This window comes from Saccharopolyspora phatthalungensis (genome assembly GCF_014203395.1).
GTDB lineage: Bacteria > Actinomycetota > Actinomycetes > Mycobacteriales > Pseudonocardiaceae > Saccharopolyspora > Saccharopolyspora phatthalungensis.
Map to the genome: position 1 here is coordinate 741,889 of NZ_JACHIW010000002.1, position 20,092 is coordinate 761,980.

16 protein-coding genes and 1 pseudogene are annotated in these 20,092 nt (G+C 67.0%); 5 read left to right on the forward strand and 12 right to left on the reverse strand.

Annotation, left to right across the window (positions count from 1 at the left end):
* Positions 1 to 227: 227 nt before the first annotated feature.
* On the forward strand, positions 228 to 914 hold the full coding sequence (locus tag BJ970_RS30225) for a GAF and ANTAR domain-containing protein (protein WP_312864549.1): 687 nt from the start codon (positions 228 to 230) through the stop codon (positions 912 to 914).
* Between the two features lie 39 nt (positions 915 to 953).
* Here BJ970_RS30225 and BJ970_RS30230 read toward each other — a convergent pair whose 3' ends face one another.
* The 3 genes from BJ970_RS30230 to BJ970_RS30240 all read right to left on the reverse strand — a co-directional run bounded on the left by BJ970_RS30230 (position 954) and on the right by BJ970_RS30240 (position 6,182).
* Entirely contained in the window at positions 954 to 2,840 is a 1,887-nt protein-coding gene (locus BJ970_RS30230; RefSeq protein WP_184730545.1) for a glycoside hydrolase family 15 protein, read from the reverse strand.
* A gap of 402 nt (positions 2,841 to 3,242) precedes the next feature.
* Positions 3,243 to 4,625 carry an HNH endonuclease signature motif containing protein gene (locus tag BJ970_RS30235; RefSeq protein WP_184730551.1) on the reverse strand — a complete coding sequence of 461 codons (1,383 nt, stop codon included), beginning with the start codon at positions 4,623 to 4,625 and terminating at the stop codon, positions 3,243 to 3,245.
* 729 nt (positions 4,626 to 5,354) lie between these two features.
* Positions 5,355 to 6,182 carry a mycofactocin-coupled SDR family oxidoreductase gene (locus BJ970_RS30240; protein WP_184730553.1) on the reverse strand — a complete coding sequence of 276 codons (828 nt, stop codon included), beginning with the start codon at positions 6,180 to 6,182 and terminating at the stop codon, positions 5,355 to 5,357.
* 230 nt (positions 6,183 to 6,412) lie between these two features.
* On the opposite strand from BJ970_RS30240, the gene BJ970_RS30245 reads away from it, so the two are divergent.
* A complete protein-coding gene (locus tag BJ970_RS30245; RefSeq protein ID WP_184730555.1) occupies positions 6,413 to 7,732 on the forward strand; it encodes a helix-turn-helix domain-containing protein in 1,320 nt (439 codons plus the stop codon).
* Here the strand turns inward: BJ970_RS30245 and BJ970_RS30250 are convergent.
* The 7 genes from BJ970_RS30250 to BJ970_RS30280 form a co-directional block, all read right to left on the reverse strand.
* Entirely contained in the window at positions 7,694 to 7,966 is a 273-nt protein-coding gene (locus tag BJ970_RS30250) for a hypothetical protein (protein ID WP_184730557.1), read from the reverse strand. The two genes, BJ970_RS30245 and BJ970_RS30250, sit on opposite strands and share 39 nt — an antisense overlap.
* 129 nt (positions 7,967 to 8,095) lie before the next feature.
* Positions 8,096 to 11,512 carry an ATP-binding protein gene (locus BJ970_RS30255; RefSeq protein WP_246471901.1) on the reverse strand — a complete coding sequence of 1,139 codons (3,417 nt, stop codon included), beginning with the start codon at positions 11,510 to 11,512 and terminating at the stop codon, positions 8,096 to 8,098.
* Between the two features lie 1,654 nt (positions 11,513 to 13,166).
* Positions 13,167 to 13,421 (reverse strand): hypothetical protein, encoded by a 255-nt coding sequence (locus BJ970_RS30260; RefSeq protein WP_184730559.1) that lies wholly within the window; start codon positions 13,419 to 13,421, stop codon positions 13,167 to 13,169.
* A complete protein-coding gene (locus BJ970_RS30265; RefSeq protein WP_312864550.1) occupies positions 13,418 to 14,209 on the reverse strand; it encodes a hypothetical protein in 792 nt (263 codons plus the stop codon). The genes BJ970_RS30260 and BJ970_RS30265 overlap by 4 nt, the downstream gene beginning before the upstream one ends.
* 234 nt (positions 14,210 to 14,443) lie before the next feature.
* A complete protein-coding gene (gene moaA, locus BJ970_RS30270) occupies positions 14,444 to 15,478 on the reverse strand; it encodes a GTP 3',8-cyclase MoaA (RefSeq protein ID WP_184730561.1) in 1,035 nt (344 codons plus the stop codon).
* A 102-nt stretch (positions 15,479 to 15,580) separates the two neighbouring features.
* Positions 15,581 to 16,414: a S1 family serine peptidase gene (locus tag BJ970_RS30275; protein WP_312864551.1), complete on the reverse strand. Its 834-nt coding sequence runs from the start codon at positions 16,412 to 16,414 to the stop codon at positions 15,581 to 15,583.
* A gap of 37 nt (positions 16,415 to 16,451) precedes the next feature.
* A complete protein-coding gene (locus tag BJ970_RS30280; protein ID WP_184730563.1) occupies positions 16,452 to 16,748 on the reverse strand; it encodes a hypothetical protein in 297 nt (98 codons plus the stop codon).
* Between the two features lie 805 nt (positions 16,749 to 17,553).
* On the opposite strand from BJ970_RS30280, the gene BJ970_RS30285 reads away from it, so the two are divergent.
* Positions 17,554 to 18,195, forward strand: a complete 642-nt coding sequence (locus tag BJ970_RS30285) for a YeeE/YedE family protein (RefSeq protein ID WP_184730565.1) — start codon at positions 17,554 to 17,556, stop codon at positions 18,193 to 18,195.
* Positions 18,195 to 18,611 (forward strand): YeeE/YedE thiosulfate transporter family protein, encoded by a 417-nt coding sequence (locus tag BJ970_RS30290; protein WP_184730567.1) that lies wholly within the window; start codon positions 18,195 to 18,197, stop codon positions 18,609 to 18,611. The genes BJ970_RS30285 and BJ970_RS30290 overlap by 1 nt, the downstream gene beginning before the upstream one ends.
* Positions 18,612 to 18,656: 45 nt before the next feature.
* Here the strand turns inward: BJ970_RS30290 and BJ970_RS30295 are convergent, their stop codons facing one another.
* Positions 18,657 to 19,385 (reverse strand): phosphatase PAP2 family protein, encoded by a 729-nt coding sequence (locus BJ970_RS30295; protein WP_184730569.1) that lies wholly within the window; start codon positions 19,383 to 19,385, stop codon positions 18,657 to 18,659.
* Positions 19,386 to 19,525: 140 nt separating this feature from the next.
* Between BJ970_RS30295 and BJ970_RS38375 the strand changes: the two are divergent.
* Positions 19,526 to 19,633, forward strand: a pseudogene (locus BJ970_RS38375) (maleylpyruvate isomerase N-terminal domain-containing protein); the annotation flags it as partial.
* Positions 19,634 to 19,689: 56 nt separating this feature from the next.
* Here the strand turns inward: BJ970_RS38375 and BJ970_RS30300 are convergent.
* The gene (locus BJ970_RS30300) at positions 19,690 to 20,052 is read right to left on the reverse strand and encodes a PRC-barrel domain containing protein (RefSeq protein WP_184730571.1); all 363 of its coding nucleotides are present in this window, start codon (positions 20,050 to 20,052) and stop codon (positions 19,690 to 19,692) included.
* Positions 20,053 to 20,092 lie beyond the last annotated feature (40 nt).

The following is a 20,092-nucleotide window of genomic DNA, read 5'->3' on the forward strand; positions in this document are numbered from 1 at the left end:
CTGCCGATGCTACCCCATAACAACAATCTTGACGAGGAGGCGGCCGACGAGCAGCAGGGTGTGCTGTCATCCCTCCGTCCGGCGGGAACCTATTCGGCGGCGCTCGCGTAAACTGCGAGCGGAAGCGCGGCTTGCCAGGTCGGCGCTGAACCTCGTTCAGGCATGTGGTTCGAATGTGGCATTTTGATGCAGGGGTTGCATGAGTCGTGACGGATGAGGATCTTCTCGTGTGGTGCGCAGAGATCGCTCGTGATCTCGCGTCGCAACGCGCCGAACAAGACGTCTTGGACCGCGTGGTCGAGCTCGCATTGCAGTTCCTGGAGGGTTGCGATGACGGCGGCGTCATGTTGCTGGACCGAAAGCACGGGCTGCATACGGCGGCGTTGACGAGCGAACGTGTGCGTGAGTCGGACGAGGCGCAAGTGGAATTGCGCGAGGGCCCTTGCTTCGACGCGGCGCTGGGCAAGGTTCCCTGGGAGGAGCAGGTCTACCGATCCGAGGATCTAGCCAGTGAAACCCGGTGGCCCGCCTACGCACCGCGTGCTCGCGAACTCGGGTTCGCCAGCATGCTCGGATTCCAGCTCTTCTACACCGAGGAGCACTTCGGCGCGCTGAACCTCTACAGCAACACGCGAAACACCTTTGACCTGCGGAGCCAACGCAAGGGATGGGTACTCGCCTCGCACGCAGCGGTGGCGCTCAACAGTGCACGCACAGAAGATCAGCTTCGCACGGCGATGGAGACCCGCCAAGAGATCGGCCAAGCAATGGGCAGGTTGATGGAGCGATACCAGCTTTCCAGCGAGATGGCTTTCGCAGCGCTCAAGCGAGCATCGCAGAACACCAATGTCAAACTCGCCGAAGTGGCGCGCACCGTGGTGCGCACTGGCGTCCTTCCTGGAGCCGAGAAATAGGCCGAGCCGGCAAGCGCATCCCCTGCCGCCCGGACGGAATCAGTCCTGTCGGCTTCCGGCCGAGGTGCCCCGACGATTGATCTCTTCCCTGGTGCGCCCGCCGTAGAGCACCGACGCCGAGTTGATCAGGGCGAGATGGCTGAACGCCTGGGGGAAGTTGCCGGTGAACCGTCCGGTGTGGACATCGTACTCCTCGGCGTAGAGGCCCACGTCGTTCGCCAACCGCAGGAGCTCGGCGAACATGTCCTCCGCTTCCTTCCTCCTTCCGCACAGCGCCAGGGCATCGACCATCCAGAAAGAGCACGCCAGGAACGAACCTTCCCGGCCGGTCAGCCCATCGACCTCGTTCGTTTCCGCGCCGGTGGTGTAGCGATCGACGAGCACACCATGCTGAAGGTTCGCCTGCACGGCGTGCACGGTGCTGCGGACCCGCTCATCGTCACCGGAGAGGAACCCGACGGCGGGCAGCAGCAGCGTCGCCGCGTCGAGTGTGGTGCCACCGTAGTACTGGGTGAATGCTCCCAGGTCGTCGTTCCACGCCTTGGCCAGCACTTCCGTGTGCACAGCATGCCGGATCTCCCGCCAGCTCTCGACGGGGCCCGGCAAACCGTCCTCCTCGACGGCGCGGATCGCCCGGTCGAACGCGACCCACACCATGACCCGGGAATGGGTGAAATAGCGCTCGGGGCCACGAACTTCCCACAGGCCATTGTCCGGCTGGTCCCAGATCTTCTCGAGATGCCGCAACATGCCGCGCTGCAACGCCCAAGACTGGGCGGTCTCCGTCAGGCCGCGCTCCCGTGCGAGGTGCAGTGCATCCATGACCTCGCCGTACACGTCGAGTTGGCGCTGCCGGAACGCCGCATTGCCGATCCGCACCGGGCTGGCACCGTGGTATCCGGGCAGCCAGTCGGCCTCCCATTCGAGCAGATGCCGTTCCCCGTTGACGCCATACATGATCTGCAGATCCGCGGGATCTCCCGCCACGGCACGCACCAGCCACGAGCGCCAGGCCGCGGCCTCTTCGACGCACCCGTAGTTGTCCAAGGCCAAGAGGACGAGCGTGGCGTCGCGCAACCAGCAGTACCGGTAATCCCAGTTCCTGTTCCCGCTCAACACCTCCGGCAACGAGGTCGTCGGTGCGGCCACCATGCCACCGCTGGGTGCGTAGGTCAGCGCTTTCAGGGTCGCCAGCGACCGGTACACGGCTGACGCGTGCGGTCCGCGGTAATCGATTTTCCGGGTCCAGTCCCGCCAGAAGTCTTCGCTGTCCTTCGTTTCCTGCAACGGATCCATCGGCGCCGGCAACTCGTCCGGACTCGGCGACCACTGCATGACCCAGGCGTATTTTTCGCCGGCACGAACGGTGAATGCCAACTCGTGCGCGCGCCCCTTGGCCGTGCGCTGCGGCAGCAGGTCCCCCCGGAGGACCACGGTATGCGGGCCGGCAACTGCCACGATGCAGCGGTCGGGCACCGGCTCCGAGCGCTCGTCTTGGTACACCCACGGCACCGAATCGCCATAGGCGAACCGCACCACCCATCTCAGGTCGACCTCGACCGCACCCGAGACGCCCTCGACCACCCGTACCACGCACGGCTCGTCGTCCTGATTCTTCTCGTGCGGCGGCATGCTGTCGATCAGTCGCACGACTCCGGACGCGGTGTGGAACTCGGTTTCCACGATCAAGGAGTTGCCCCGGTAGCGCCGTTGCACCCGCTGCACCGGGCCGGACGGCGCGATCGTCCAATGACCGTCATCGTCGCCACCGAGAAGGCGGGCAAAGCAGGATGGCGAATCGAAGCGGGGCAGACACAGCCAGTCGATCGAGCCGTCCTTGCCGACCAGGGCGGCGGTGCGCAGGTCCGACAGCAACGCGTAATCCTCGATCGGCCCCGGGCGGCCGTTTTCTCGATCACCAGCCATGCTGATCGAGATTAGACCGTCGCCGCCCGGCTGACTACCGGGTGGGCGAGAGTGGCCGAGTGGCGTTTAACGCGTCAGGGTGCGGCTTCCGCCCAGCCCACCAGCTGTCCAGCAGCCGGGACCATTCGCCGGCGACGTCCGCAAAGAGCAAGGCGCTGCGGTGCGAGTAGTGGAAAATCAGACGCCGCCTGGACTCCCGGATCCCCGACTTATTGATGCGTAACTCAAATATTGGGGCCTGTCGCCGCAGAAGCCGAGAAAGTACAAAGCATCAGCGAGCTCGGGACTTTCGGCCCGTCGCAAGGAAGCACACCGCGCGTGCACCGCTACTGCGCCGCAGCGGTACGAATGCCTCCTGGCGGCTGGCTGCGGCCGTGGTAGCCGCAAAGCCCACGGCACCGGTCAGCTGAACGCCGCCTCCGAACGCGAGCGGCACGATTCGGCCGCCGGGTCCCGTTGGGTGGGGATGAGGTCCCGGAGGTGTTCGCGATGCTGGGCGGGCAGCGCCTTGCCGCCTGGTCGTGGTCTTCGGTTGATGTCCACGGTGGGTGGTGGGATGAAGACGGGTCTGCCGTCGCGTATCTGGATTTCCCATCGGTGGTTGTGCACGGTGCGGTGGTGGTGGCCGCATAGCATTGTCATGTTGGCCAGTTCGGTGGGGCCGCCGTCGATCCAGCTCACGACGTGATGCGCGTCGGGGGTCCCCGGCGGCCGGTCGCAGCCGGGAAACGAACAGCTGCCGTCGCGCTGGAGTAGCGCGGCGCGAAGGTGCGCGGGTGCGGTTCGCCTGGCCCGGCCGAGGTCCAGGGGCAGGCCAGCTCCGTTGAGAACCATGGGCAGTACTTCGCTGTCGCAGGCGATGCGCCGCGCGTTCTCGGCGGTGATGGCACGCCCGGTGTTGAGCGTGCCGGGCATGCCCTGCTCATCGGGGAAACCCAGCCCGCGTTTGAGGTCTTCGAAGTCGATGGTGATCGTCAGGTGCGGCCGTTGCCCACCGGCACGCGGCATCCCGTCGGAGTCGGTGGCCAGATCGAGCAGCGCGGCGAAGCCGTCGGCGTTGCGCTGCCCGGCGCTGCGAGGGTCCTTCTCCCCGCCGGTTTGCGGGCACGGGGCGGCCAGCGGCTCGATGAGCGCAACGAATTTCGCCCCGGTCTCGCGGTCCAGCCGGGCCTTGATGACCGTCATCCCGTCCCGGGCGGTCCCGTAATGCAGCTCCCGCGCCTCGTGCTGGCCCTCCTCGTCCTGGTAGGCCCCGTCCTGGTCGAGCAGATACCTGATTCGTTCGGCGATTGTCTCCAGCTCACGCGGCGGCATCTGGCGGGCGTAGCCGGCCAGGGTCGCCTCGACCTCCCCCACCCGGTGACAACGGGCGTACTCCGGCAGCCGACGAATGCCCGCCACGATCACCCGCGCATGCTCAACACTGATCGCGCCTTGCGACAAGGCGGCGGCGGTCTGGGGAAGCTCGGCGGGCATCGTCTCGCCATACAGCGAGGCCCGGTCCTCGACGTTACGGGCGACCGTCACCCGGGTCGTGGCGTCCCGGTGGTCGATGTTGAACAGCTCCCGCAACCACACCTGCATCGACCTCGCACCACGCTCGGCATGCAGCCCCCGCCGGTCGGCCTCGGCGATAACCTGCAACTGCTCCATCATCACCACCCGCATGCTCTGCTCACAGCGCTGAATCCGGGCGATGAGCTCGGCATCCGAGCACGACACCACAGACGACCGTGAAGACATCATCTCCACGCTCGCGTCCCGGGTGTCCGTCAACGGTGCCATGCCTCCATTCTCCCAGATTCGAACACCCATTCGCACGCATTCCAGCATCGCTTGATCAGGTGAAACCCCCACCAAAACCCCGAAAACCCCCACCCAGCAACAAAAACCTCCACCACACGCCGAAGGCGCCCGCCAGCACGACCGATCAAAAACCCTTACGGAACAACCCCAAGCCGACCGGGCACCAGCCCCAGCCACGACCGAATCCGCCACCCCGGCAACGCAACCCGCCGGTTGCGCCAGCCCACTCCGGGGCCATCCCCGCGATACAAAGCCGAACCGGGGCTGTGGGCCGGATGTCAAGCCTGAAACCTCGAAGAGGCGGCCGCCAGGCCGGGCTTGACCTCCGGAACACAGCCCCCGCGATCCACCGATCGCGGGGATGGCCCACCCAACACCGAACCTCCCACAGCCCCAACCCCCTCGAAAGGCGCGCGAATCATGTCAAGGTAAGCCGCTCAGAATCCCTCAGGCCGCGGACTCCACATCGTCCAACTTATTACTTATACGTATACCCAATACGCGGCGCTGGGCTGTCTTCGCCAGGCGACGCCTGAGAACCCGCAGCGGCACAAGCTGAGTCCCACACCGCAAGCGGCTTACGCCGCTTATAAGACCGACCCTAGCGGTCAATCCGAAGAACACCGGAATCTCGATGGCGCCATGTCCCGCCCGATGAGCTGCGAGACAGCGATGGAACCGCAGAACAGCAAATTCGCTGTCGTGCAGTCAGAGCGCGCCGCCGGCGTCGATGACCTGCATGGTGCCCGTGACGTACCTCGCGTCGTCGGACACGAGGTACAGGACCGCGTTGGAGACGTCGGACGGCTCCAACGCAGCGACCGGCATTCGGTTGAGCGTCCTGGCGGCCGCTTCGAAGTCGGCGCGGGAGGGGTTTTCGATGTCTGGTCGAAAGAGCCGGTAGGCGGCGTCGTTCAGGACCATTTTCGTGGCGACCGTAGTCGGGTGCACGGTGTTGACCCGGATGCTGTGCGGGGCCAGCTCTTTGGCCATCACCTTCATCAGCATCACCAGACCGGCCTTCGCCGCGCTGTAATGCGCGATGTTCTGGTTCGCGTGGATCGCCGCGATCGAACTGGTGATCACGACGGCACCGCCACGGCCGCCATCGATGATGTGTGGCACGGATGCCTTCAGCGTCTTCCATACCCCGGTCAGGTTGATGTCGATCATGTCCTGCCAGGTTTCGTCGCTCATCTCCAACGTCGGCGCCGGGCTGGAGATGCCGGCGTTGGCCAGCACGATGTCGAGTCGCCCGAACGCTGCGATCCCGTCGTTGACCGCCTTGGCCAGCGCCACCGAATCCCGCACATCCGCGTCGCGTGCGACGATTCGCCGGTCGAGTGCTTCGACCAAGCGCACCGTCTCGGAAAGATCCTCCGCCGAGGACAAGGCGTAAGGGACGGTCTCGACCTTCGCGGTGGTGTCGATCGCGATGATGTCCGCGCCTTCCCGAGCGAGCCGGACGGCATGGCTGCGTCCCTGGCCTCTGGCTGCTCCCGTGATGAACGCGACCTTGCCGGCCAGTTTGCCCATGCCCAGTCTCCATATCCGCACTGACTTCAGGCGCCCCTCAGCAAGATCAGGCTATGGCACCGCCGAGTGATGAGTCGAATGAAAATCCCGGGCCACCCTGCGCCGCCTCCCACGGATTTCGGCACCAGCTCCCGAGCGGTCCGGTAGCGGAACCTCAGACGCCGCAGATTCACCCGCGCGGCCGGTTGCGCGTCACTCTCATAGCGTGATCATCTGGGTACGCTACGTGAATGATCGACGACCTGACCGAACTATGGGGGCACCCGGACGCCCATGCGATCCTGGGACGTCGTGACATCTCCGCGCTCTACCGGTTGCTGAACTCGCGCGGCGTCTCGCAGAGCCGCATAGCGATGCGGACGGGCCAAAACCAGAGCGAAGTGCACGACATCATGCGGGGGCGGAAAGTCCTGTCGTATGCGCTCCTGGAACGCATCGCGGAGGGGCTATCGATCCCCCGCGGGCTGATGGGACTGCCATACGCAGGGACGGACAGACAACCTCCAAGCGAGGAGGACGAAGACGTGAAGCGACGCGCGTTCATGACGCTGGTGAGCAGTCTCGCGCTGGGCGGAACCGTCAGCGACGAACAGCGGCAGATGTTCGCCCCAGCAACGGACTATGAGCCCGAACCGCTCACGACGATGGTCCGTCCAAGCGATGTCCAAGCCCTTACCGCGCTGGTGGACGCCTTTCGCGCCACAGACCGGCGGCACGGCGGATACGGCCAGTACCGGGCCGCGCTTTCCGCCGTCGAGTATGGAGAATCGCTGGATGCGGCCGAGGCCGACGAAAGGACGCGGCGGGCGATCTTCAGCGGACTCGCCTACTGCCACAGTGCGGCCGGGTGGTTCGCGACCGAAGAAGGCCACACCGAGACCGCCCGCGCACACTACGGACGAGGTTTGTCCTTTGCTGGCAAGGCAAGAGATGCGATGATGCGCGCTCGCCTGCTCTATTGCGCCGGTCGCACCGAACTCCACTTCGGAGACCCGGCAGCCGCGACGAAGCTCTTCCAGCTCGGCACCGTCGGTGTGGACCGTTCCCCACTGATGATGTCGATTCTCTGCGCCAACGCGGCGTGGTCCAGTGCGAAAGCCGGCTTCTCGGAATACGCAGCACGACAGATCAACGAGGCGCGAAGCCACCACGCCGACGTGGATTTCTCTCGCGATACCCCCACATTCCGGTGGTTTCGCGCTCCGGACCTCGCAGCCGTGACCGGCGCGGGACACATCGCACGTGGAGATTACGAAGCGGCTTTTGCGGATCTGGACGTTGCCGTTCGAGGGCGGCGGCCGTGGGAGCACCGATCCTTGGCCTTCGAAACCGCCAACCTCGCACGGGTGCATCTGGCCTTGGGCGACCCCGATCAAGCCGTGACAGTGGGACAGCAGACCATCGGCCACGCCGAGCACGTTCGCAGCGCCCGGCTCGCGGGACGCCTGGCGCCGTTGATCAAGGAATCCGCGAAGCGGCAGGGCAGCGACGTTCGGCAGCTCGGGAAGGAACTACAGCAGAGTATCCCGGCCCTCAGCGTGCAGGCGTAGGGCTTCCTCCGGGCTGATTTCGTCCCTGAGTACCGCGCGAGCGAGTGCGTGCGAGAATGGCCGATCGTCCCCTGTGCGCTCGCTCAGGACCGCTGCGGCGGCATCCAACATGGCGCGCACGTAGCCCTTGGCGCGCTGCTTGCCTCCTGGCGCGACGCCCAGCGCGTCACCGCCGATGGCCACGGTCCGCAACATGTGCGCGTTCAGCCGCTTGATCTCCTCCAAGGCGTCCACGCCGCCGAGCGTAGTAGAAGGCGGAAAAACCCGACTGTCACGAAATGGGGAAAGCGGAGCCGGAAGTGACTTGCCACGAACGAGCCCCGTTCTCCCATCTCGTTCGTCAGGCACGGCGACCATCCGCCGTCAGGGGCGTAGGTCCTGAACCGCCCCCGGCGGCTCCGCCTCACCTGACGCCCGCGCTGTTGCGCCTGGCAGCCTCTGGAGGCCGAACTGCTCCAGCCGGGATTCAGCCTGCTGGACGTTCCACACGGCACCCAATTCGGCGTAGGTAGACAGCGATGCTCCCAGCGCGGCTCTGGCGTCATCCAAACGACTTCGCTCGGCGAACAGGATCGCGGCGTCCTCCTCCGCTCCGGCGAGTTCGATCCGGCGGCCGGCGGACCGGTAGTGGTCGGCCGCCGTGAGCACCGCACCGAGGTCGCGATTGACGAGTCCCCGGCAATGCGCGGCGGCGGCCTCCCGTGCCGCCGTCCGGTCACGCCTCATCTCGGACTCGCACACTTCCAACGCCAGCCGCATCGCTTCGGAATCGCCCAGTTGCGCCGCTATCCGGGCCACGCCGGGCAACCACCGGTAGCGATGCGTCATCGGCGCGAAGTCCGATGTGAGGATGGGGACGCGCCGTTCCAGCGCCGCCTCCAGTCGGCCCTGCCCCTCGGCCAGGAGCGACCGCGCCATGAGCAGGAAATCGCTACCGGCCAGGAAACCGGTGGGGTTGCGCCGTGACCATTGCCCCGCGGAGTGCAGGTGTGCTCTCGCCGTGGCCTGTTCGTTGCGGTGCCCGGCGATCAACGCGGCTACCCCATGCAGGATCGCGGAAGCACCCGGGCGACCCAGCAAGTAGGACTCGGTCAACGAGTCCGCCAAGGTCATCGCGCTGACCTTGCCGAGTGCGTCCGGCCAAAGCCCCAGCCAGTAGTAATGCACTACGCCGGCAACGGATATCTCCCCGGGCAAGGTGTGCGAGGTCGCGTAGTGCTCGGCCGCCCGCAAGGCTCCCAGGGCGTCGTCGACGTGGTCGAGGTCCTGCAGCGCGAGCATGGTGTCGTCCAATGCAAGCATCCACAGGTCGGCCAGTTGGGGCACCGTCTCGAAGGCATCCGGTGCCCGGTCGGAGGTTTCGGGCGTCGAGCGGGAGTCGCGTCGTTGCGCTGTGACGGCCTGGCGGTTGCCTGGATCGCCGAATTCGGCCGACTCCAGGGCCGCCAGCAGGGGCGTGTACCGGCTCCGCCACGTCTCGGGAACGAGTTCGTCCCGCATCGCCGGACGAATCTCGTCGAGGGCTTTGCCGACACCACCCCTGCGGTAGTAGATGTAGGCGAGGATCAAGCGCATGTCCGCATCGAGCAGGCTGTCGGTGGTCCGCGCCACCACGAACTGCGCGGAGCTCGCCGGTTCCCGCCCCAGCCAGAACATCAGCCTGGCGAACGCCGCCGCGAATTTCTCGCGCACGGCACTGGATATCGATCCTCGGTTGAGCGCAGCGCGCAGCAGCGCCGCTGCGGAATGCGGTGCGTTGCTGCTCAGCACCCCGACGTTAGCCAGCAACCAGTCGATCAGCCAGGAATCCACCGTGACGGGTGCCGCGGTCAGCTGCGCCGCCACCCGGTCGGCGGGTGCACCTGCCTTGGCCAGCGCTTCCGCCAACTGCCGGTGCATCGCGAGCCGTACGGCATTGGGCATTTTCGCGTAGAAGACCTTGTGCACCAGCGGATGCCGAAAGGCGAGCAGATCGTGGGATTCCATCAGCAGCCCGGCCGCGCATGCTTCGTCGACCATCTCGATCAGATCCGATGCCGGCCTGTCCAGCGCGATAGCCGCCTCGGCCAGCGAGAACTGTTCGCCGAGCAAGGCGGCCCGGCGCAGGAGTTCGGTGGTCTGCCCGGACAGGAATCTGAGGTGGCCGGCAATCGCCGAGAGCGCGGCGTCCGGAACCGCGTCGTCCAACGATGGATCCGTGTCCGCGTAGCCCCCGGCGAAGACGATCGCGCCCTCTCGCAGCAGACCGTTGACGGTCTCCTCAACGTAGCGCGGGTTTCCGCGCGCGCCCTTGACCACCGCCCGTAACTTGGCGCTCACCGGCAAACCGACGATCGCGCTGACGAACTCGTGCACCGCTGACTCGGGCAGGGGGCCGAGCGGGAGCACCGTGGCATCGGCCTCGACGTTCGCGCGCACTTGATCCAGTTCGGCCCGGACGGGCACCGGTCGGCACGCCCCGATCAGCAACAACGGTAGCTCCCGGCGGAGCCGGCACAGGTGTTGCCAGACCAGCAGAGTCGCCGCATCCGCCCAGTGGAGGTCATCGATCACCAGTACCAGCGGTGCGTCCGCACACAGCTCGGCGACCAGGTTCAGGAGGTTGTGCACCACCGGCTGGACGTCTTCGTCGGAGGCGGAGGTGTCGGGCCTGTCGCGCAGGGCGGAGGCGAGTTCGGCACGCCTGGGGTCCGCCGAATCCGGCTTTACGCCGAGGCATTCCAACAGGACCCGCAGTGTGAACCGCTGACCGAGTTCATCGCTCACCCCCCACGCCACCTGGCAACCCGATGCGATGGCCTCCGCGAGTCCTTCCGCCAACAGACAGGATTTCCCGATGCCGGGTTCGCCCTCGATCCACACGGCTCGGCCATTTCCGGCGGCCACGTCCGACACCGCATCCCGGAGGAAGGACACCTCGGCGGATCGGCCGACGAACCTGGCCGGGCGGCTCGGCTGCCGAGACTCGACGCCCAGCAGCTTGGGAGGCGCCGGCTTCACCGGAGCCGGCTGCGACGGAGTCGGGTCCACCGGAGCCGCCTTCGGTGCGGTCGACTCGGACCGGCGCACCGGGACGCGGGCAAGCGAGGGATCATTGGCCAACATCTGCTCGTGCAGGTTGCGCAGGGGCGAGGCCGGTTCGATCCCCAACTCTTCGATCAGGGTCTGGCGGGTTTCCCGGAACACCGCCAGCGCTTCGCCCTTCCGGTCGGACCGGTACAACGCCAGCATCAACAGCGCGCGCAGCGCCTCGCGCATCGGATGCTCACGCACCAGCGCCGAAAGTTCCGCGACGATCTCGGCATGTCCGCCCTCGGCGATGACGATCTCGGCGCGTTGTTCCAGTGTCGCCAGGCGCAGTTCGGTCAGGCGTGGCCGCTGGACGCTGGCGAACGGACCGGGGATACCGGAAAGCGCCTCGCCCTTCCACAGGCGCAGGGCCGAATCCAGCGCCTCGATGGCACCGGTCGCATCCTGCCTGGCCCAGCATTGCTGGGCGCGTGACCGGTACTCCTGGAAGCGGTGCACATCGCAGGCATCCGGCGGAAGCCGCAGGCAATAGCCGGAGCTCACCGTGGTCAGGATCTGCCCGGCGTTGCGTCGGGAACGTTCCGGCTCCAGGGCACGTCGGATGTCGGAGACATACGTGTAGATGCTGCCCTCGGCGCTGGACGGCGGAGACTCACCCCACACCGCGTCGATGAGCTGCTGCCGCGAAACCGACTGGTTCGCCGACATCGCCAGCACGGCCAGGACCGTCCGGCGATGGGCGGAGCCCAATGCGAGCTCCTCGTTGCCCCGCCAAGCCCGCACCGGGCCGAGCAACTCAAGTGTGAGCGAGGTATCCCCAGGCGCGCTCGCCGGGATCCCCCGGGGGCCATCCTCGATTCCTTCAGCCGGGGGCGAGAAGGACAAAACAAACCCCCCTGTACAGCGGCCGACATACGAGTATGCATGCGTGACGAAGACGGCCGGGGCCATCGCTGCCCGCGACCACATCCCGCTGATACTCGCGCGGCAGCCCGATTCAATGTAATGAAACACTTACTTCACGTTCATGCCATTTTCCGGCACCGATACCACACCCAGTGAGAAGCACTTGCCGAGCCCGCGGCGTAGAATGCATTAGGGAAACCGCTGTTTCGGAAGTGTCATAGCCGAAGCTTAGGCCCAAGTCGGGTATGCGCGCAAGTGGCGGAATGTCGTTAGCCCGGACATCCGTGGACGGACGCCATCTTTTACCGGTAACGCGTCTTGCAAATGGAGTCGGCCGGATTTGCTGGAAACTTCAACAACCGGTGGCGTATTGTACCAAGTGTCCGGTTCTTTGCCTATCGTTCCGCCTTCACGCTGGACCAACGGGGCGCTGGCGACCTCGCCCCGGACACCCGCTCCGGCGCTGGGACAAATTCGCGTCAGCAAAGTCGACTTGGCGCCGGATTCGCATTTCCGGGTCGGCGCAACCAGGCCGCAACCTTTCGGACACCAGGCGTCGACCCGGAACCCCACGGGCCGGTATCGTTCGTCCACGTGGTGGACGAACAAAATCAACATCCGCTCATTGCCCGGAATGCGCGGCCATCGGCGCGTGCAATTCGCACGCGAACAATGCCACATATCGCGGACCCACGGAGAATTGCGTTTGAATTCACGAGCAGGCGCCGATCAATTCCGACGAGAAGAGATCCATCGCAATAGGATCGGTGCGCCCTGGGCAAGATGACCACGTGCCGCATCTTCACCCGGAAAACTCCGTACGCCGATTCGCCGGAAAGCAACGAAGGAAATTGCCGTAGGCATTCTGGAAAGGTGCGAAGATCAACGGCGAGTTCCGCTCGCAGGCCCGGCCGCAGTAGTACCGGCCGAGCACATCGCACACGGACTTGGCCGCACTTCGGACCTCGCCGAGGCGGTGGAGACGTAGCCGTCCACCGCCTCGGCGATCCCCTGACAGCCGACGCACTCCTGGCCCTTCTGCCTGGCAAAGACGTCGCAGCCCGCCCGGAGGGACGGCGGACACCGCGGACCACATCGGGGTCCGCGACGGCTCGGGGCTCCCGGGAACCGGCCCCGCCCGGACGGTCCGCGCATGCGCGGATGTCAAGATCGGCAACGAGTCGATGCAAACAGGGACGGTTGCCGAGTGCGCTATTTTCGGGCAACCGACGAGGGGCGACGCGGTCGGCAAGATTGATCCAGCGACGAGCAGAGGGCGGATAGCTCGTCCTGGCCGAGCAAATTTTCGTTTCCCATTCGGGGATGCACAAGACAAGGGCGGATTGTCCTTCGTGGATCAAGCCAGCACCCACAGATCGGAACCTTCGGGCAGGAAATCATGCCCGAACGACTCGTTCGCATCCACACTCCTTGCGGAAACGCACCGGGCAAAAACTCGATCGGTGCACAATGCGCAACACCGGCCGGGCAACTTCGCTCAAGCCCGCTGGTCGTCAGGTCCGTCCGCGAACGGGTCGTCGACCGAGGCCGTGAGGCGGTAATCGATCCGCACGTCGCGGTAGGTCACCCCGGCCGCCACGCGACGGGGAAGGCCTACTCGGTCGGCGGACGACTCGCCCTGCGCCGTGCCGAGGAATTCCACCCGAACGTCAGGTTCCGCCTGGAAGCGCAGTCGCCGCGCTCGCACGGTCGCGTGGAAGCCGATGTCGTGCGCACCGTCCGATGAGCTCATGACGACCGGCCCCTGTTGCCGCTCGGATCCGATCGGGGCGGCGGTTTGCGCCGGGGTTTGCCGTCGGCCGGACGTCGCCTCTCCTCCCGCTCGACGACGCGGCTGGGCCTCGGCCGTTCTTCCCCCGCGCCGCCGCGGTCCGCAGACTCGTCTTCGCCTTTGCGCCCGCCCACTGCTCTGCCCGCGCCATGTCCTACGTCCCGCGCTGCCTCGCCGACACCCCCCACGGCTCCGCCGGCACCCCGGCCGACTTCCTTCGCGGCTTCACCCGCACCACGCCCCACCTCGCCCACGGCGTCGCCGGCACCCCGCCCAACGGATTCAACGGACTTCGCCGCGCCAGTACCGACTTCCTCGACCGCCTCACCGACCCCGCCGCCGAGGTCTTCGACCGCCTCACGGGCTCCTCGCCCGACCTCGCTGACAGCCTCGCCGGCCCCCCGCAGGGCGGGCTCCACGCTGCGCACCGCCTGCTCGATGATCTGCGGGTTGCGGTCGATCGTGGTCAGCACGCGTTCCAGAATCCGGGCAACCGTGTCGAGCCGGACCTTGAGCAGCGCCTCGGCCTGCACGCCGGAAATGGTCAGCGATACCCGCCCCAGCGCAACGTCCGCCCCGACGTTGAGCTTGACCAGGTCCAGCACCTCGGCCTGCAACGACACCCGCGCCCGGAGATCTTCGACCTCGACCTTGATCTCTTCCACGGAAAGGTTCGGCACGTCCAGCAGCACATCGGGCTCGGCACCGGCCGCGGCTAGCTCTGCCTCGGAAATCTCGTCCTCAGCCACTTCTGCACTTTGAGGTGGCTCGTCGTCAGGCTCGCGCCGACCACCGACCTCGTCGCCGTCCGGTGCCCTCACACGATCACCTACTCCGTCCGGTGCGTGGCAGTCAGACCGTCTGGGGCTCACCCTCCGCCTCCGGCCGCGTCCCTGTCTTGGGCCTTTCGACTCCCCGACTTGCCGTTGAGCTGATCCGTGGGGGAGAAACCCGGTGCATGCAGCCGGCAGCGGAGACCAAGATCAGCCGCCGATGTAGGACATCTCCACCTTGCGGGCCCGGTTGGCTTCGGTGGTGCGCAACTCGGAGTACCTGTCGGTGCGGCGACCCCAGATCGCCTGGATGCGGCGTTCCAGTTCGGCGTCGTCGGCCCCGCCGCGCACCAATGCGCGCAGGTCGTGCCCGCGGGCGGCGAAAAGGCAGGTGAACAGCTCGCCCTGGGCGCTCAGCCGGGCCCGGGTGCAGGTCCGGCAGAACGGCTCGGTGACCGAGGCGATGATGCCGACCTCGCCGCGGCCGTCCCGGTAGCGGTAGCGCTGGGCCACCTCCCCGGGGTAGTCGGAGTCCACCGGTTCGACCGGCCATCTGGCGTGCAGACGGTCGACGATCTCGCGGGCGGGCACGACGTCGTCCATCCGCCATCCGTTGGTGGTGCCTACGTCCATGTACTCGATGAACCGCACCGTGTAGCCGTGCGCGCGACCGAACTCGGCCAGTTCGAGGAGGTCCGCACCGTCGTTCATGCCCCGCTTGACCACGGTGTTGATCTTGATCGGCGCCAGGCCCACTTCCTCGGCGGTGGCGATGCCCTGCAGGATCCGGGACAGCGGCACCCGCGTGTCGCTGATCCGCGCGAACCGGTCCGCATCCAGCGAGTCGAGGCTGACCGTCACCCGCGAAAGGCCCGCGTCGCGCAATGCCCGTGCCTGAGCGGCCAGCAGCGAGGCGTTCGTGGTGAGCGCGAGGTCGTCGATCCCGTCGACCTCCGTCAGCATCGCCACCAGCTTGTCGAGCTGGCGGCGCAGCAGGGGTTCCCCACCGGTCAGCCGGATCTTCCGCACGCCCTGGCGGGAAAAGGCCCGCACCAGCCTGGTGATCTCCTCGAAGGTCAGCAGCTCCGAGCGCGGCAGGAACACGTGATCCGGGCCGAAGACCTCCCTGGGCATGCAGTACCGGCAGCGGAAGTTGCACCGGTCGGTCACGGAGATCCGCAGATCCCGCAGCCACCGGCCGAATCGGTCCGGTGCTTGACTGTCGGCGTACCTGGCGTCGTGCATCCCGCCTCCAGGATGGAAGCTCAACCTTTGATGGTGCTCCCGCCACGGGTTCCCGGGCAACAGCGCCGCGATCGCGGAAACGGTAGCCCCCGGCGGCCGGGGTTACGAGAGTGTCAGCGGACCGCGGAAGGTCTGCGTGCCCGTTGTCAACGAAACGTTCTTAAGTGACGAGTGCGCACGGAGATAATTTAGTTCTCGGGCGAGGTCACCGGCATTGTTGCTGCCGGCGTTGGACGAGATGTTCAAAGTGGACAGGACGCCCACCGCGCGGCCTGCGGAATCCAGCACGGCGCTCCCGGAATCACCCGGGATACCTGGTGTGACGGTGACGATGGTGTGACTCCACCCGCCGCCGGTGTCGCCGAGGGACGTGCCCTGCTTGGCGTTCAGGTCACTGGCTCCGGCTCGCAACTGCGAGCTGCCGTAAGACACGACCACCTCGCCCTGCCGCAGCCCCTCGGTGTTCAGGCCGCTGGGACCGCCCCAGAACGCCAGGCTCGGGTTGACCTTCCCGACGTCGGCCGGATCGAGTTCGACCAGTGCGAAATCGTTGTAGGCGCAGGCGTTGGCGTCCTTCTCCTTGACCGCCTGCATGGTCAGCCACGAGCTGTAGGCCAGCACTCCCTGCTTGCTCGCCCCGGTGACCTTCACCTTGGTACCGATGGGCAGCGACGACGAGGTGCAACCGTTGACCTGATCGGCATTGGTGGCGGCGGCGGCGCAATGCGCGGCCTGCCCGAGATACACCTTCGACCCGCTCGTGAACACGAAGTTCGAGGTGCACTGCGCGGAGTTGGTCACGGTCTGCACACCGGGATGCACGGCCGCGCTGGACGCAGCCGCCCAGTCCGGGCCCGCCGATGCAGACCCGGCAACCGCCAGAAAGGCGACGCAGACCAACGAAGTCACCGGGCCGAGGCGCGTTCTCACGATCACGGCATCCTCCCGGAACAATTGAGAACCCATGCCGTAACTAAGGCTGGCAGCGAGGCGCGAACACCCCGACCGATCCCTGATACCACAAGCCGCCGCCCGGGGCGATGCCGATCACGACGCCGTGCCCGTCGCCGCGCAGGAAGACCGGCTTCGAGGCCGTCATGCGGGGCCGCGCGTGGTTATTCGTCCGCCAGGGCAGCTTCACCGGCAACTGGTGCGGGTCGGGCATGGCGGCGCGGCCCCACGACTGCTGCGGGCCATCGCGCGTCTCACCGAGCACACGGGTCGTCGGCCGGACCGCTCCTGCTGGTGCGGTCTTTTCGCTCCCCTGCAACGGAATCCGGCTTTTCCGGACATGCGGGGCGCGGGCGCCGCATGACCCCGCGCGCCTAAATGAGGCCGATGGCACACGGTGACCAACGATGCGAGAACGCGCGCATCACGACGCGATAACCAAACGCCGAAGGTGTCGTTGGTTGACTGAAAGCAACTTGACAAAGTCACTGACCGCCGCCCCTTTTCGACCGGAATTCATGTTTTCCGAAAGCTGGAGCGTGTCGGTTCTTCCGCGGATGCGGCGGATACACTCCCCGAGCCCTCAGCCCACCGGCGGGGTTTTGCACCGACAAGAACGAAAGACCGGACCATGCCGCCTTCCCGCGCCCAGGTGGTGTGCGCCGGTCAGATCGGAGCGACGTGGGCTGCTCCCACACCGATGGATGTCCTCTCTTTCCACTGCTCAATGCGAGCCTGCGCAACTGGCGCGACTACTACTGCGACACCGAGGACCGCTGGCTCGACTGTGCTCGATACCAGCTGGCAGTGACCGGCCGACCGGTACCGATCTCGCTACTGCCGAACGGCCGCGACGCTCAGCACCTCAAAGACGTCGCCGCCAACCGATCCGCCGCGGCCGCGAGCCGGACGCCGCGCCCGCCGCGGCCCGAGCCACCGCAGGCCACCGCCTGGTTCGATCCCGCACCGAAACCCGAACCGGCCCAGCCGTTCGCGCCGCCGCCCGCACCGGTTCCGAAGCCCCCGGGGAGCTCACCGGCCCGATCAACGCCGCTCGCGCGGCAAGCGCAGCGTTCGAGGCGCCGTTGGTGGAGGCGACTCGCCGATTGGATGAGAGGCCCCGCATGAGCGACTACTGGCCCTGGTGGCAAGGCGCCGTCGCGCTCGCCCTGGTCACCATCAACTACACCCTCACCACTGACCGATCGTTAGGGGTGTCCTCGGCGTGGGATCGCGTCTTGCACTGGCGCACCGAACGACGCATAGAACGGCTGGACGCACAGTTCACCGATGACCGTGCCCTCGCCAGGGCTCTCGCGGCGGCCACCGCCGAAGAGTTCGGCGAGCACCCGGGAGTGCCGACGGAGCCCGACGACGCGCAGGCACCTGAAAACGTTGGGCCCACGGCACGTGCACAAGCCGAGACCGCCGGCCTGCGACCGGCGCCGCTGATCACCCAGGCCGCCCTGCTCCTGTCGATTTTCGTCGGCGGATGGGCCGCGGCGGTCACCGCCGGCCGGTTCGAGCTCCGGTTCGACATGGGCCAGGGCTTCCGCGAACTCGTCACCGCCGACCCGGCCGTCATGATCGGCGTGTTGTTCGGGGGAGGCATACTCGTCGGTTTCGGCACCCGCCTCGCTGGCGGGTGCAGCTCCGGCCACGGCCTGAGCGGCTGCGGCCGACTGCGGCCGGTCAGCATCGTCGCCACCGCCGTCTTCTTCGGTACTGCGGTCCTCGTTTCGTTCCTGCTGTGGAAGGTGATCTGATGCGTACCCGCGGCGCGGTTCTCGTCACCAACATCATCACCGGGCTGGCCCTCGGCTACACCGTCACCAACATCGGATTCGGCGACTACGGCGAGCTCAACCGCATGTTCACCTTCCGGGATCCGCGCATGCTCCTTGCCTTCGCCGCCGCGGTCGCGATCATCGTGGTGGTCTTCGCCCTGGTGGGCGTCCGCCGCACACCGGGGCGCATCCACGCCGGCGTGATCCCCGGCGCGGTGCTCTTCGGCACCGGCTGGGCGATCTCGGGTGGCTGCCCGGCGATCCCGATCATCCAGCTCGCCAGCGGATACCTCCCCGCCCTCGTCACGATCGCCGGCGTCGTCGTCGGCATCTGGCTCTGCCGCTGGGCCAACGCCAGGTACTTCCGCCTGGACCGCGGATCCTGTGGGCTGTAGCGGTCTCCCGCCGGCGCGCTTGGCGCGGTCGCGGACCTTTTCGCGCTATTTGGCGGGACGGGACCTCTGAGCCGCCAGACGGATGGCAAGCAGGAACGCGATCCAGGCTCCGCCGAGGGCGTAGCCCGCCAGGACGTCGGTGAGCCAGTGAGCCCCGAGGTAGATCCGGGACACACCGACGACCAGCACGATGAGCGAGGCGGCGACGAGCGTGGCGGCGCGGGCGCGGGGTGGGTAAGTGCGCGTCAGCACGAGCGCCAGCATGCCCCAGGTCGCGATCGCCTGGGTGGCGTGGCCGGATGGGTAGGCGGCTCCGCCGGCTTGGGTGATCAGCTCGGCCACCGGCGGGCGAGGCCGGTCGATGACGGCCTTGATGGTCGTGTACAGGGCAACGCCTCCGAGGTAGGCGGCCCAGATCTCGACGGCCGCCCGCACCGCGCCTCGTGTCGCCAGGAGGAACGCGGTGGCCACCAACAGGATCGGGACGAGGACGACGCCGGATCCCAGCCAGGTCACGACCTGCATTCCCGCGGACAGCCAGTAGGTGCGGTGGGCCACCGCGAAACCCTCGACCACGGGGTCCAGCCGAGCGGTTCCCGCCCGTTCGACGACGTCGTCAGTCAGTCCGGCCAACAGCCATGCTCCGGTCCCGCCGAGCAGCACTGCGGCGCTGAACCCGGAGGAGGCATGCGGATCGGGCCGCCCCGTGCGCAAATCCACCTGAGCCGTGAGGTGTCGGCGGGGCGGCTGGGTCCAGCGGTGTCGTTCCGTCATCGTCTCCATCCCCGCATCGGCGATCGCGAACGCGCACGCAGACTGATCTCGACCGCGCGGTGCGGACGGCAGCAGCCCGGGCCCAGGGCTCGACAATGGCGGCGGCCACGCGGGCGAGGTAGATCAACCGTATCGCGAGCGCCGACAAGGACGTGCTGCTGGTCGGCACGGGACGACGTGCCCCGACCGACACGGAGAAGGCCGAACTGGACGAGCTGGCCGCGAGACTCCCGCTCGTCCTCGGGTGATCGGCTGGCCGCACGGGGCCTTCGGCGCGGGCTGATCCCGCTGTCCTGCTTCGATGTCAGGAGCGCGTGCTGATCCAGTGCCAGGCATGGCGCAGCAGGGCGCGGAAACGGCCTTCTCCTGTTCGCCGGGAGGAGGCCCTGTTGCGCTTGGCGACGGCCGTTTCGCTGTACTCCCGGAGATCTTCGCGGCCGACCGACAGCAGCGCGCCGCGTTCGTGCAACTCCGCGATCTGGTCCGCGTCGGCGAACAGGTGGCGACCGAAAAGTGGCATTTCTTGGATGATCAAGCCCTCGAAGATGTCCATCGGCAGGTCGGCGACCACGCGTTCCACGACACCCACCCGTGCACCGGTGTGATCGAAGACCGGCGTGCCTTCGTCGAGGGCAAGGTATGCGATGGGACGGCCCAGGTCCTCCACGGCTCTTTAGGCTACGCCCGAATCGCTCGTGCGCCCGAGG